This is a genomic window from Streptomyces sp. NPDC001848, assembly GCF_042891915.1.
Lineage (GTDB): Bacteria > Actinomycetota > Actinomycetes > Streptomycetales > Streptomycetaceae > Streptomyces.
Genome location: NZ_JBIATP010000023.1, coordinates 23,557 through 36,038 on the forward strand (window position 1 = coordinate 23,557; position 12,482 = coordinate 36,038).

Here is a 12,482-nt window from a genome sequence, read left to right on the forward strand (position 1 = left end):
CCCCGTGGAGTCGGGTGGAGCCCTGTAAAGACGCCGCCACCAGGGCGTGGTCAAAGCACCCCGGGAAACTGTGTAGACTTACCGTCGTTGCTGATCGCACCATAGTGCGGACAGCAGGCCGCTTTAGCTCAGATGGCCAGAGCAACGCACTCGTAATGCGTAGGTCTCGGGTTCGAATCCCGAAAGCGGCTCCATCCGAACCCCAGCCCAGACAGTGTCTGAGCTGGGGTTTTTGCGTTGAGCGGATGCGGCGACGGCGGCGGGCGCGTGCCGCGCGGCTGTCCGCGGTCCCAGCTGTGGTCCCAGCTCTGGTCTCAGCTGCGGGTTCCGGGCGGGCATGAAGGCCCGGGACCCCTTCGTGATCAGCGCCGCCCCGACGCCATTCGCTGGCGTACCGCCTCATACGTGAACAGCGCCGCCGACACACCGACGTTGAGCGAGTCCACCTGGCCGAACATCGGGATCTTGGCCTTGGTGTGGCTGCCCTTCAGCCACCGGTCCGAGAGGCCGTACTTCTCGCTGCCGACGAGGATCGCCGTGGGTCCCGTCATGTCGACGTCCGCCATCAGGACATCGGTGTCGGGGGTGGTGGCGACGACGTTCACCTCGTGGTCGGCCAACCAGCGCATGACCTGTTCGGAGTCGGCGGAGGCGATCGGGACGGCGAACACCGTGCCCTTGCTGGCCCGGATCACGTTCGGGTTGCCCCAGTCGGTCACCGGGTTCGCGGAGATGACCGCGGTCACCCCGGCCGCGTCGGCCGTGCGGAGCATGGAGCCCAGGTTGCCGGGCTTCTCGACGCTCTCGCAGACCAGGAAGAGGGCGTGGTCGTCGACCTCGATGCGGGAGAGATCGGTCTCGATGTCCGGGACGACGGCGAGCCAGCCGTCCGGGCCCTCGCGGTACGCGGCCTTGTCGAACGCCTGTCGGCTGAGGCTGAACAGGGCGGCACCGCGCTCGGCCGCACGGGCCACCACGTCGCGCGGGTCCGAGCCGCCGGTGAGCGCGGGGCAGAAGCACAGCTCACGGGGGCGTACGCCGGCCCGCAGCGCGAGGTCCAGTTCCTCGTACCCCTCCACGAGGGTCACTCCGGCGGCCTGCCTGCTGCGCCGGCGGCGGAGGGCGGCGAGTTCCTTGACGTGGGGGTTGCTCGGGCTGGAGATCTCCTTGGGCGACCCGGCCCGGGGGTTGGACGGCATGGGCGGTGGGAGTCACGGTCCGCGGCGGGCTCCGATCCTCCGTCCCCTTTCTCGTGGTCTCGCTCGTACTGCTGGGCGCGCTGCGCGCGGTCCCGGCCAGCGTACATGCGGGCCCGGGGAGGGGCGCCGCGTGCCCGCCCGCCCCGGCCACCGCTCTGGCCGCCGAGTTGCCGGTCCGCCCCGGCGTGGCGTGCCTGCTCGTCCCGTCCCGTCCCGCCCCCAGGGCCGCCCCGCCGCGTGCGCCCCCGGCGTGGCGTGCCTGCTCGTCCCGCCGGTCCCGCCCGCCGCGCCGCGCGCGCCCCGGCGTGGCGTGCCTGCTCGTTCCGTCCCGTCCCGCCCCCACGGCCGCCCCGCCGCGTGCGCCCCGGCGTGGCGTGCCCGCTCGTTCCGCCCGCCCCGCCGCCCGCCCCGTCGCGTGCGCCCCGGCGCCGAGTGCCCGCCGGCCCCGCCGCCCGCCCCGCCGCGCGGGCCATCGCGTGCGCCCCGGCGCCGAGTGCCCGCTCGCCTGTCCCTCCCCCTACGCCGAGAAAATCATCGGCACGGGGCAGAACCAGCGGACAGGGGCCGTCATCTTGGTGAACGGCTAGCATCGCGTGGTCAGTCGTCGGCCGGGATGGGGTGGGTGTCGTGTCGCAGGCGCAGCCGCAGCAGCGGGAGCCGGGGCCCCGGATCGCCGTCGCGGTCGTGACCATGGGCAACCGGCCCGCCGAGGTCGACGCCCTCCTCAGGTCCGTCGCCAAGCAGGACCTCGCCCCGTCCCGCATCGTGATCGTCGGCAACGGCTGCCCCCTGCCCGAGTTCGCCGAGCGCCTGGACCTTCCCGGCGAGGTCACCTGCGTCGAGACCGACGAGAACCTCGGCTGCCCCGGCGGCCGCAACGTGGCCCTCGCCCGGCTGCGGGAGTTCGGGGACGTCGACGTCGTGGTGGACCTCGACGACGACGGGCTGCTCGTGGACCCCGATGTGCTGCGCCGCGTACGGGACTTGTACGCCGCGGATCCCCGGCTCGGCATCGTCGGGTTCCGGATCGCCGACGAGCATGGCGAGACCCAGCGACGGCACGTGCCGCGGGTCGGGGCCGCCGACCCGATGCGCGGAGGGGAGGTGACCGGCTTCCTCGGCGGCGGGCACGCGCTGTCCATGGCCATGCTCGCCGAGACCGGCGACTGGCCCGCGGAGTTCTTCTTCGCGCACGAGGAGACCGATCTGGCCTGGCGGGCCGCCGATGCCGGGTGGACCATCCTGTACGTGCCGGAGCTGCTGCTCCAGCACCCCCGGACGTCGCCCGCCCGGCACGCCATCTACCACCGCGTCACGGCCCGCAACCGCGTCTGGCTCGTACGGCGGCGGCTGCCGCTTCCCCTCATCCCGGTCCACCTCGGGGTGTGGATCGCCGTCACCCTTCTGCGCACCCGCTCGGTCGGCGGGCTGAAGGCCTGGTTCGGCGGTTTCGTCGAGGGGCTGCGGACCTCCGGTGGCGCACGGCGTCCCATGCGCTGGCGCACGGTGTGGCGGCTCACGAAGCTCGGTAGGCCGCCGGTCATCTGAGGTCATGTGCCCCAGGAGCCCCACGAGGTTAGGTGCCCCAGGAGCCCCGCGAGCCCAGGTACGCCCCAGGTGCCCCAAGAGCCCCAAGATGAGCCGCACGAGCCCAGGTACGCCCCAGGAGCCCCACGAGGCCAGGTGCCCCAGGAGCCCCAAGACCCATGCCCCAGGAGTCCAGGTATGCCCCAGGAGCCCCACGAGCTCAGATAAGCCCCATGCCCCAGGAGCCCAGGTATGCCCCAGGAGCCCCACGAGCTCAGATAAGCCCCCTGCCCCACGAGCCCAGATACGCCCAGGAGCCCCACGAGCTCAGATAAGCCCCATGCCCCAGGAGTCCAGGTATGCCCCAGGTGCCCCACGAGCTCAGATAAGCCCCATGCCCCAGGAGCCCAGGTACGCCCCAGGTGCCCCATGAGCCCAGGAGCCCCAGTCAGCCGCCCCAGTCAGCCGCCCCAGCCAGCCCCAGGAGCCCCATTGAGCCCTGGAGTGACGGAACGTCAGGGGAGTAGCCGGCCGTGGTGTCGGGCAGGCGCACTCCATGAAGGCGGCCCTCACGTCGGCGGAGACGACGAGGGACCCGGTCGTTCACCTCCACCGACCGGGTCCTCGTGCTATCCCGGATCCGGCCACGGCGGCGACACTCCCCCGAGCTACGCGTGAACGCGCGCGCCGTCGGGCCAGATCCGATGAAGGGATCACATCAGGCCACGCCAACAGATCGCTAACATGGGGCCAACGGTCGGCGAGGAGGCCGTGATCAGGCCCGTTTCACGAGGAGTCGTGGGCCGGGCCGACGGAAACGGGCCGTCCGTCGACGCGATCCGACGGCGTGGCGCGGCGGCAGGACAGCGTGATCAGGCGTTATGCGGCGGTCGTGCCGCACGATAAGGCGAGGCGCGGCGAACGTGCCGTGTGAGTCCCTGCTCCGGCGAAGCCGAGAGCTCGGGGGAGAAAGGGCAACGGGGCGGCGATGCCGGACGGGCTGCGGTTCGGACTGCTGGGGCCGCTCGTCGTCTACGGCGCCGACGGCGAGGTGCGCACGATCGGCAGCGGCAAGGTGCGCGCCCTGTTGGTCGCGCTGCTGCTGGAGCCCGGCCGGGTCGTCTCGGTCGAGGCCCTCAAGGACGCGCTGTGGGCCGGCGCGCCGCCGGCCTCCGCGCAGGCGTCGCTGCAGAACCACGTCACCCGGCTGCGCCGCCTGCTCGGCGACGACGGCCCCGAGCGGCTGCGCGCCGTGCCGCCCGGGTATCTGCTGCGCGTCGACGAGGGCGAGCTGGACGTCCGCGTCTTCGAGGAGCACCTGATCGCGGCCCGCGCCGCGCACGCCGCCCGGGACTGGGAGCGCGCCCGGCGCGAGGCCTCCGCCGCGCTCGCGCTGTGGCGCGGCACCCCGCTGGGCGGGCTGCCTCCCGAGACCGGAGCGCACGCGCTGGTGCAGCGACTTCAGGAGGCGCGGCTGCTCGTCCTGGAGTGGCGGTACGACGCGGAACTGCAGCTCGGCGGGGCGCGGCTCGGGGGCCTCGTGCCCGAGCTGGCGGCGCTGGTCGCCGAGCATCCGCTGCGGGAGGGGTTCCACCGGCTGCTGATGCTGGCCCTGCACCGCACCGGCCGCCCGGCGGAAGCGCTGGCCGTCCACCGCGACCTGAGGGTCCGTCTCATCGAGGAACTCGGCGTCGAGCCCGGCGCGGCGGTGCGCGAGGCGCATCTGGAGATCCTCCGGGAGGGGCGGTCCGAAAGCGGCGAGGGGACGGCAGCGGACGGTACGCGGGCCGACGACCAGCACTCCGGCCACCCGGATCCGGGCCGGGCGAACACGCCCAGGCCCGCCCAGCTCCCGCCCGCTCCGGCGCACTTCACCGGCCGCGAAGCCGTCCGTGAGGATCTGCTGCGGTTCCTGGCCGCCGAACGCGAGGCGCCCGGCGTCGCCGTGGTCACCGGTATGGCCGGGGTCGGCAAGAGCGCGCTCGCGCTGCACGTGGCACATGGACTGCGGGAACGTTTCCCCGACGGTCAGCTCTACATCAATCTGCACGGCGCCACCCCCGGCATGACCCCGCTCACCCCCGAACAGGCACTCGCCGCACTGCTTCGCGACCTCGGCGCCGAGTCTCCTCGTCTCCCCGAGCACCCCGACGCCGCGGCCTCGTTGCTCCGCTCGCTGCTCGCCCCCACCCGCACCCTGATGGTGCTGGACGACGCCGCGCACGCCGCCCAGGTGCGTCCGCTGCTGCCCGGCGGCCCGGGCTGCGCGGTGATCGTGACCAGCCGCTCCCCGCTCACCGCGCTCGACGGCGCGCACCGGGTCGCGCTCGCGCCGCTCACCGACGAGGACAGTGCGGCCCTGCTGCGCGCGGTCTCCGGCCGGGACGGGCTGCACGCCGGGCACCCGCTCGTCGAACTCGCCGGCCGGCTCCCGCTCGCCCTGCGCATCGTCGCGGCGCGCCTCGCCGCCCGGCGTGCGCTCACCCCGGACGTCCTGGCCCGGCAACTCGCCGCGACCGAGGGCCGGCTGCACCATCTGGAGTACGACGACCTGAGCGTCCGCCGGTCGCTCGCCGTCGCGCACGACGCGCTGCGTGCCTCCGACCGCGAGGCGGACCGGGATGCGGCACGCGCCCTCGCCCGGATCGGCGCGCTCGACCTGCCCGGCTACGGCGCGCCCCTCCTCGCCCGCCTCCTGGGCACCGACGAGCGCCGCGCCGAGGCCGCCCTCGACCGCCTGGTCGACGTCGCCCTGCTGGAGGAGACCGCCTACGGCCGGTACGCTCCGCACGACCTCGTCCGGGACTTCGCCCACGAGACCGCGGCCGGTGAACAGACCGCGGAGCAGGAGCACTCCGGCGCCGAGATCGCCCTGCGCTGGTACGCCGCGATGGCCGCGCGCGCCCTGGAGGCGCTGGTCGAGCCGGGCGCCGAGCGCACGGGCCGGCTGCGGGCGACGCCCTCACAGCCCCGGACGCACACCGCGGACGTGGCGTCCGTGCCCGCCTTCTGCTCCGCCGGGGACGCCGCCGACTGGGTCGTCCTCGAACTGGAGAACATCGTCGCGCTCGTGGAGCGGCACGCGGAGACCTCCGCCCATGTGCCGTTGCTCGTCCGGTTGATCGCCTCCCCACTGCAGCGCCGTGGTCGCGTCGCCGAGACAGAGGTGCTCGTCCGTGCCGCCCTGCGCGGTGCGCGGAGGCTCGCGGACGCACCGGCGGAGGCCTATGCGCTGCTGGACCTGGCCGGGGTGCAGTTCCTCAAGGGCCGGGGCAACGACGCGCTCGCGCTGTTGGACGGCGCGCTGGAGATCTGGCGGCGGCTCGGCGATCTTTCCTGTCTCTGCCGTGGCCTGAACAACCGGGGGTTGCTGCTGGGGCTCCTCGGGCGGTACGAGGAGTCCGGTGCGGCGCTCAGGCAGTGCCTCGAGTACACACGCGTGCTCGACGACCCGATGCAGGAGGCCATCACCTACAGCAACCTCGGCAACCTCTACGAGCACACGGACCCGCGGGCCGCCATCGGCCACCACCGCCGCAGCCTGGAGATCGGCGAGCGGCTCGGCCATGTGATCGTCCGTCACTCCGCGCACTGCAACATCGGCTTCGCCCATCTCACGCTCGGCGAACCGGACGCCGCGTTACCGCACTTCGAGGAGAGCCTGCGCATCCTCGGTGGGCACGGCCACTGGCAGGGTGAGTCCCAGACCCGGCTCGGACTGGTGCGGGCGCTGCGGGAACGGGGGGACGCCGAGCGGGCCGCGCAGGAGTGCGACGTGCTGCTGGGCCTGGCCGCCCGGCGCGGCGACCGCTACACCGAAGGGCTCGCCCGCCACCAGCGGAGCCTGCTGCACCGCGCCGAGGGCGACGCCGAGGAGGCCCGCCGGCAGTGGGAGGCGGCTCTTTCGGCCCTGGACGGGACGGACAGTCCGGTGGCGGAGAGGCTGGGGGAGCTGCTGGCGGAGGGGTGAGCCGGACGGGCGGCGCGGTCACCAGGGGTGTCTCACTTGGCGTCCGCGTAGCACTCCACCACGGCCGTCGTGAACGGGATCCGTACCGGTGTCTCGCCGAACGTCAGCCGCATCGCCAGGTCCGACGCCTCCTGGATGGCCGCGGCGACCGTCTCCGCCTCCTCGGCCGGGCAGTGCACGATCACCTCGTCGTGCTGGAAGAAGACCAGCTCGGCGGCGAGGTCGGCGCAGGCGCGGCGGAGCGCGGCGAGCATCAGCAGCGCCCAGTCGGCGGCGCTGCCCTGCACCACGAAGTTGCGTGCGAAGCGGCCCCGGGCGCGGGCGTCCGTGGAGGCGTACCCCGGCATCCACGGGTGGGGTGGCCCGGCCGGGGCAGAGGCCGTGTCCTCCTGCGGAATGCCCGCCTCCTCCGCCGCGTCGTCGGACGCCACGGCCGCCGGCGGCGACGTACGCCCGAGCCAGGTGCGCACCAGCCGGCCCTCCTCACCGGCGCGGGCCGCGTCGTCGACGTAGGCGACGGCCTTCGGGAAGCGGCGGCGCAGCGCGGCGAGGTTCTTCAGGCCGTCGCCGGACGTCTGGCCGTAGATCGCGCCGAGCACGGCGAGCTTGGCCTGGGCGCGGTCGCCGGAGAACGCCCGGTCCGACACGGACTGGTAGAGGTCGGTGTCGCGGCCGGCGACCTCCATGAACGCCGGGTCGCGGGAGATCGCGGCCAGGACGCGCGGCTCCATCTGGGCGGCGTCTGCGACGACCAGCCGCCGGCCGGGGTCGGCGACCACCGCGCGCCGGATGACCTTGGGGATCTGCAGGGCACCGCCGCCGTTCGTGACCCAGCGTCCGGTGACCGTGCCGCCCGGCAGGTACTCGGGGCGGAACCGGCCGTCGCGGACCCAGTCCTGGAGCCAGGACCAGCCGTGGGCGACCCAGATGCGGTACAGCTTCTTGTATTCCAGGAGCGGCTTCACCGCGGGGTGGTCGACGGACTCGATCTCCCAGCGGCGGGTGGAGCCCACCTTGATCCCGGCCTGGGCGAACGCCTTGACGACGTCCGCGGGCAGGTCGGGGCGGACACGGCGGCCGAAGGCGGCCGACACCTCGTCGGCCAGCTCGGCCAGGCGCCGGGGCTCGCCCCCGCCCGCGTACCGCTCGCCGAGCAGGTCGTGCAGCAGCCGGCGGTGGACGTCCGCGCGCCACGGCAGGCCGGCGTGGTGCATCTCGGCGGCCACCAGCATGCCGGCCGACTCGGCGGCGGTGAGCAGCCGCATGCGGTCCGGATGCGTGGTGGCCCCGTGTCGCCGCTGCTGGTCCGCGTAGACCTCGACGAGGTCCTTCAGGGGGACGTGGACGGGACTCGGCTCGAACAGGGAGGACTGAGCGCCGGGCTCCGCGGAGCGCGGCGGCGGATCGGGCGGTACGGGGCCGCCGCGCAGCCGGGCCAGCGCGGCGGCGGCCGACCGGGGCTCGCCGAGGCGTCCCTCGTGGCCGAGGAGGAGGGCCTCGGCGGCCTCGACGTCGTAGCACCGGTCGGTTCGCACCCCCGTGGCGAGCAGACGCGGCTGGACGTCGGCGGTGGACCGCCACACCCACCGGGTGACCTCGGGCCGCTTCCGTACGGCCTGAGCGAGGTCCTCCTCCCTGACCACCGGCCCGGCGAGCAGCCCGTCCGGACCGAGGGCGGCGACCTCGAAGCCACCGTCCCCGGCCGGAGCGAGAGCCCAGCGTCCGGTCATGCTGCGAGTGTGGCAGGGGGGTCTGACAATCGGCGCTGACCTGCCGGAACGTCCGCTCAGTCGTTCTGGTCGAAGGTCACGCGGACCTTGTCGAGCATCTCCGCGAGCTGCTCCTCGGTCGTCGTCTTGGCGATGCCGAGACCGCTGAGCACGCCCTCGCCGTTCTCCAGTTCGAGGAGCGCGAGCAGGATGTGCTCGGTCCCGATGTAGTTGTGGCCCAGGCGAAGTGCCTCCCGGAAGGTGAGTTCGAGGGCCTTCTTCGCGCTGGGGGCGTACGGGATGAGGTCCGGGACTTCCTCGGCGCGGGGCGGAAGGGCCGTGGTGGCCGCCTCGCGCACCGCGTCCAGGGAGATGCCCTGCGCGACGATCGCCTTGGCCGCGAGCCCCTCCGGCTCGGCGAGCAGCCCCAGGACGAGGTGCTCCGGGATGGTCTCGGAGTTGCCGGCGTCCTTCGCCGCGTTGTGCGCGGCCACGACCACGTTCCGCGCGCGCGGGGTGTAGCGGCTGAAGCCCTGGCTGGGGTCGAGGTCCGCGGACTCCTTGGGCACGAAGCGTTTCTGGGCTGCCTGCCGGGTGACGCCCATGCTCTTGCCGATCTCGCTCCAGGAGGCGCCCGAGCGCCGGGCCTGGTCCACGAAGTGGCCGATCAGATGGTCGGCCACGTCTCCGAGGTGCTCCCCGGCGATCACGGCGTCCTGGAGCTGCTCCAGGGCGTCGCTGTGGACCTTCTTGATGGCGTCGATGAGGTCGTCGAGACGCAGGTTCGCTGAGATGTAGGGATTCACCGTCATGTGTCAACCGTAAGTTGACAAATGCGGGGTGTCAACCATCGGTTGACGATTGACGAGGTTCCCGCCCGCGCTCCTGATCGACGAGGTTTCCGCCCGCGCTCCTACTTCGGCGTCGCCGCCAGGCGCACCGCGAGCCCCGCGAACACGGTCCCGCTGAAGACGTTCAGCGCCCGCCCGACGCGTTCGCTGCGCCGCAGCAGCGCGGAGAGCCGACCGGAGAGCAGCCCGACCGTGCCGTCGACGGTGAGGCCCATGACCGTGAGGGTGACGCCCAGCACCAGGAACTGTCCGGCCACGTGCCCCAGGTGGGGGTTCACGAACTGCGGGAGGAAGGCGATGTCGAAGAGGATCACCTTGGGGTTGAGCAGATTGGTGACCGCGCCCTGCCAGAAGGCCCGTCGCAGTCCGGGCCCCGCCGGACGGCCGTCCACCGCGAGCGGCGAGCGGTCCCGGAACGCCTTGACCGCGAGGTACAGCAGATACCCGGCGCCGGCCCAGCGCAGCAGGTGGTAGAGCAGCGGCAGGGTGGCGAACAGCGCGGACAGTCCCAGCGCCGCCGCGACCGTGTGCACGAGCATGGCGCAGGCCACCCCGCACGCCGCCCGCACCCCGGCCGCCGACCCTCCCCTCCCTCCCATCGCCACGATGAACATCATGTCCGGACCAGGAGTGACGCAGAGCACGAAGGCGGCGACGAGGAACGCCGCGTAGAGCGATGTGTCGACCATGGCGGCCATGCTCGGCGCCGCCCCCAGCGGCGTCGACCGAGTTTCGGCGGCTGAGACGCCCACCGGCCCCGCCGCAGCCCGTGTCACGATCGACCGTGTGAGTACGACGACCACCGTGGACCGCGCCCTGCGGGCAGCCCTGTACGACGACACCGACGCCGCCCTCGACACCGGTGCCTCGCTGCTCGCCGCCGACCCCGCCGCCGACGGGGAACTCGCGCGGCGCGGGCGGGAGTTCGTCGCGGCGGCCTGGCGGCGCGGCTGGCAGCCCGCCGATGTCGTCCGCTTCGTGCGCCGGGAGCTGGGCGAGGCGCACGTACGGCTCGTGTCGCAGCTGATCCTCGCCGAGGCGGGGGAGCGGCCCGCCCCCTCGCCGCGCTGGGCCGTGCAGTTGAAGGAACTGGAGGCACTCGACGGCGCACCCCCGCGCACCCCCGACCGTTTCTCCCACGCCACCGCCGCCCTGGAGCTGTACCGCCTGCTGCTCCGCCTGCCCGCCCTCGAACCCCTCGACGAGCCCCGGCCCTCCGCCGCCCCGCGGCAGCCGGAGTCCCGCATGCTCACCCGTATCCGCGCGCTGCTCGCCAAGGCGGAGGCGACCGGTTACCCGGAGGAGGCCGAGGCGCTCAGCGCCAAGGCGCAGGAGCTGATGGCGCGGCACAGCATCGACGAGGCGCTGCTCGCGGCCCGTACGCACACCGGCGACGCGCCGGGCGCCTGCCGCATAGGCGTCGATCCGCCGTACGAGACGGCCAAGGCGGTGCTCCTGGACGCCGTGGCCGCCGCGAACCGCTGCCGGGCCGTGTGGCACGACGCCCTCGGCTTCTCCACGGTCATCGGATTCGAAGCCGACCTCGAAGCCGTCGAACTCCTCTACACCTCGCTGCTGGTGCAGGCCGGCACCGCGATGACGAAGGCGGAGGCGGCGCAGCGCAAGGGCGGCCGGAAGCGCACGAAGACGTTCCGGCAGTCGTTCCTGGCCGCGTACGCGCACCGCATCGGCGACCGCCTCCGCGCCGCCGCCGAGGGAGCCGAGGGAGAGGTGACCGGCGGCGAGGGCGGGTTGCTGCCGGTCCTCGCCGCCCGGGACGTCGCCGTCGCGGACCGCGTGGAGCAGATGTTCCCCGACACGGTCACCACCCGGCTGCGCGGCGTCAGCGACGCGGCCGGATGGGAGCAGGGGGCCGCGGCCGCCGACCGTGCCCAGGTCACGGGGCGGCCCCGGCTCCCCTGAACGGTCGCGTCAGTCGCCCGCGACCTGGATCGGACTCACCGTGGCGTCCGGGGTCTTGCCGCCCTTCAGCGCGACCTCCCCGTACGACCACGGGTAGCTGCGTGCGGCACCGGCGCCGGGGACGGTGATCTTGACGTTCTTCGCCGCGGCGCTGTCCGTGCCGCCGGCCTTCCCGCGTACGTACGTGATCGTGAAGGTCGCCGTGTCGCCCTTCTGCAGCGTCACCTTCTCCGGGTTCGCGCCCTCCTGGTCGGGCACCTTCCAGCCGGTGTCGCCGTCGGCCAGCTCGATGCCCGGGAAGCCGTCGAAGGCGCAGGGACGGCTGCCGTCGTTGGTGAGGGTGACGGGGACGTTGCCGGTGTCGCCGGCGGTGGTGGCGGCGTTGGCGGGGCCGACCTTGATGCCGAGGGTGCACTCGGCGGTGTTCTTGCTCTTGCCGTTGTCGCCGCTGCTGCCGGCGCTGCCGCTCTTGCTGTTGCTGTCACAGGCGGTCAGTGCCAGGGCCGCCACGAGAGCGGTGACGGCGAGACGGACGGGAAGGGCGCGCATCGGGCTCCTCTGGTTCGTGATGGTGCTCATGGATCATCACGCAGGCGTGCGGTCACCCGTTGCGCGCCCTCCGCTTACCGCGGGCGCGGTTGGCCACGGTTGTCGCGATTCACCCGGTATGCCCCCGCGCCTCCGGCGCGAGGGCTCATGCTCGTCGGCCCGGTCGGTGAGGCAGTGGACGGCGGGTCGTCAGGACCCCAGGCTCGCCGTCGGGAACCCGGTCGGCAGCTTGCCGCCTTCCGCCTTGGTGTAGGTCTCCGTGCCGACGCCGCCCTGCCACGTCACCTTCATGGTCCTGGAGTTGACCGAGTCGACCATGCCGGTGCCGCGGTCCTTGCTGCCGCCGGTGCACTTGAGGTGGATCATCTGCATGCCCGCCTCCTCGCCGGCCGTCCCGCTGCACACGGTCCCGCCCGTCGCGAAGAGCCCGGCCTGCCTGCCGTTGATCACCAGGGCCACGGCCTTCCCGCCGGTCGTGGCCAGCCAGCTCCCCTCCAGCTTCCCGGCCTTCCCGCCCGGGGAGGCGGAGCTGCCGCCGTTGTCCGCCGAAGCCGCCGACGAGGACGGGCCGGGCGCGGCGGACGCGCCGCCGCCCGAGCCGCCGGAGTCGCTGCTGCAGCCGGTCAGCACGAGCGCGGCCGCACAGCCCGCGGCCGCGAGTGCGATGCGGGCCTGCCGGCGGGTGACATGGGTCGCCGTGGTCACTGAAGCCTCCCAGGGGCCGATGACGTCATGGGGACGGCCGCAGGCAAGC

Annotated in this window: 9 protein-coding genes and 1 tRNA gene; 4 read left to right on the forward strand and 6 right to left on the reverse strand. The window is 73.6% G+C overall.

Annotation, left to right across the window (positions count from 1 at the left end; genetic code table 11):
* Positions 1-117: 117 nt before the first annotated feature.
* A tRNA-Thr gene (locus ACFYZJ_RS34400) sits at positions 118-194 on the forward strand.
* 168 nt (positions 195-362) lie between these two features.
* Here the strand turns inward: ACFYZJ_RS34400 and ACFYZJ_RS34405 are convergent.
* Complete coding sequence (locus tag ACFYZJ_RS34405) at positions 363-1,199, reverse strand: RNA methyltransferase (RefSeq protein ID WP_388574898.1); 837 nt, start codon at positions 1,197-1,199, stop codon at positions 363-365.
* 627 nt (positions 1,200-1,826) lie between these two features.
* Between ACFYZJ_RS34405 and ACFYZJ_RS34410 the strand changes: the two genes are divergently transcribed.
* Complete coding sequence (locus ACFYZJ_RS34410) at positions 1,827-2,747, forward strand: glycosyltransferase family 2 protein (protein WP_388574901.1); 921 nt, start codon at positions 1,827-1,829, stop codon at positions 2,745-2,747.
* 967 nt (positions 2,748-3,714) lie between these two features.
* Positions 3,715-6,696, forward strand: a complete 2,982-nt coding sequence (locus tag ACFYZJ_RS34415; protein ID WP_388574903.1) for a BTAD domain-containing putative transcriptional regulator — start codon at positions 3,715-3,717, stop codon at positions 6,694-6,696.
* Positions 6,697-6,728: 32 nt separating this feature from the next.
* On the opposite strand, the gene ACFYZJ_RS34420 is transcribed toward ACFYZJ_RS34415, so the two are convergent.
* The 3 genes from ACFYZJ_RS34420 to ACFYZJ_RS34430 form a co-directional block, all read right to left on the reverse strand.
* Positions 6,729-8,426: a bifunctional 3'-5' exonuclease/DNA polymerase gene (locus tag ACFYZJ_RS34420; RefSeq protein WP_388574906.1), complete on the reverse strand. Its 1,698-nt coding sequence runs from the start codon at positions 8,424-8,426 to the stop codon at positions 6,729-6,731.
* A 56-nt stretch (positions 8,427-8,482) separates the two neighbouring features.
* The gene (locus tag ACFYZJ_RS34425; protein ID WP_388574909.1) at positions 8,483-9,217 is read right to left on the reverse strand and encodes a Clp protease N-terminal domain-containing protein; all 735 of its coding nucleotides are present in this window, start codon (positions 9,215-9,217) and stop codon (positions 8,483-8,485) included.
* A 101-nt stretch (positions 9,218-9,318) separates the two neighbouring features.
* Positions 9,319-9,945 (reverse strand): LysE family translocator, encoded by a 627-nt coding sequence (locus tag ACFYZJ_RS34430; protein WP_388574911.1) that lies wholly within the window; start codon positions 9,943-9,945, stop codon positions 9,319-9,321.
* A gap of 97 nt (positions 9,946-10,042) precedes the next feature.
* On the opposite strand from ACFYZJ_RS34430, the gene ACFYZJ_RS34435 reads away from it, so the two are divergent.
* Positions 10,043-11,179, forward strand: a complete 1,137-nt coding sequence (locus ACFYZJ_RS34435; protein ID WP_388574914.1) for a DUF2786 domain-containing protein — start codon at positions 10,043-10,045, stop codon at positions 11,177-11,179.
* Between the two features lie 9 nt (positions 11,180-11,188).
* Here ACFYZJ_RS34435 and ACFYZJ_RS34440 read toward each other — a convergent pair whose 3' ends face one another.
* Positions 11,189-11,758: a DUF4232 domain-containing protein gene (locus tag ACFYZJ_RS34440; protein ID WP_388574916.1), complete on the reverse strand. Its 570-nt coding sequence runs from the start codon at positions 11,756-11,758 to the stop codon at positions 11,189-11,191.
* A 159-nt stretch (positions 11,759-11,917) separates the two neighbouring features.
* Entirely contained in the window at positions 11,918-12,433 is a 516-nt protein-coding gene (locus ACFYZJ_RS34445; protein ID WP_388574919.1) for a hypothetical protein, read from the reverse strand.
* Between the last annotated feature and the right edge of the window lie 49 nt (positions 12,434-12,482).

What these genes read in the sequence shown, in the direction of transcription:
- ACFYZJ_RS34405 (WP_388574898.1), bottom strand. Translation starts at nt 1,199, where the DNA reads ATGCCGTCCAACCCCCGGGCCGGGTCGCCCAAGGAGATCTCCAGCCCG.
- ACFYZJ_RS34415 (WP_388574903.1), top strand. Translation starts at nt 3,715, where the DNA reads ATGCCGGACGGGCTGCGGTTCGGACTGCTGGGGCCGCTCGTCGTCTAC.
- ACFYZJ_RS34420 (WP_388574906.1), bottom strand. Translation starts at nt 8,426, where the DNA reads ATGACCGGACGCTGGGCTCTCGCTCCGGCCGGGGACGGTGGCTTCGAG.
- ACFYZJ_RS34425 (WP_388574909.1), bottom strand. Translation starts at nt 9,217, where the DNA reads ATGACGGTGAATCCCTACATCTCAGCGAACCTGCGTCTCGACGACCTC.
- ACFYZJ_RS34430 (WP_388574911.1), bottom strand. Translation starts at nt 9,945, where the DNA reads ATGGTCGACACATCGCTCTACGCGGCGTTCCTCGTCGCCGCCTTCGTG.
- ACFYZJ_RS34440 (WP_388574916.1), bottom strand. Translation starts at nt 11,758, where the DNA reads ATGAGCACCATCACGAACCAGAGGAGCCCGATGCGCGCCCTTCCCGTC.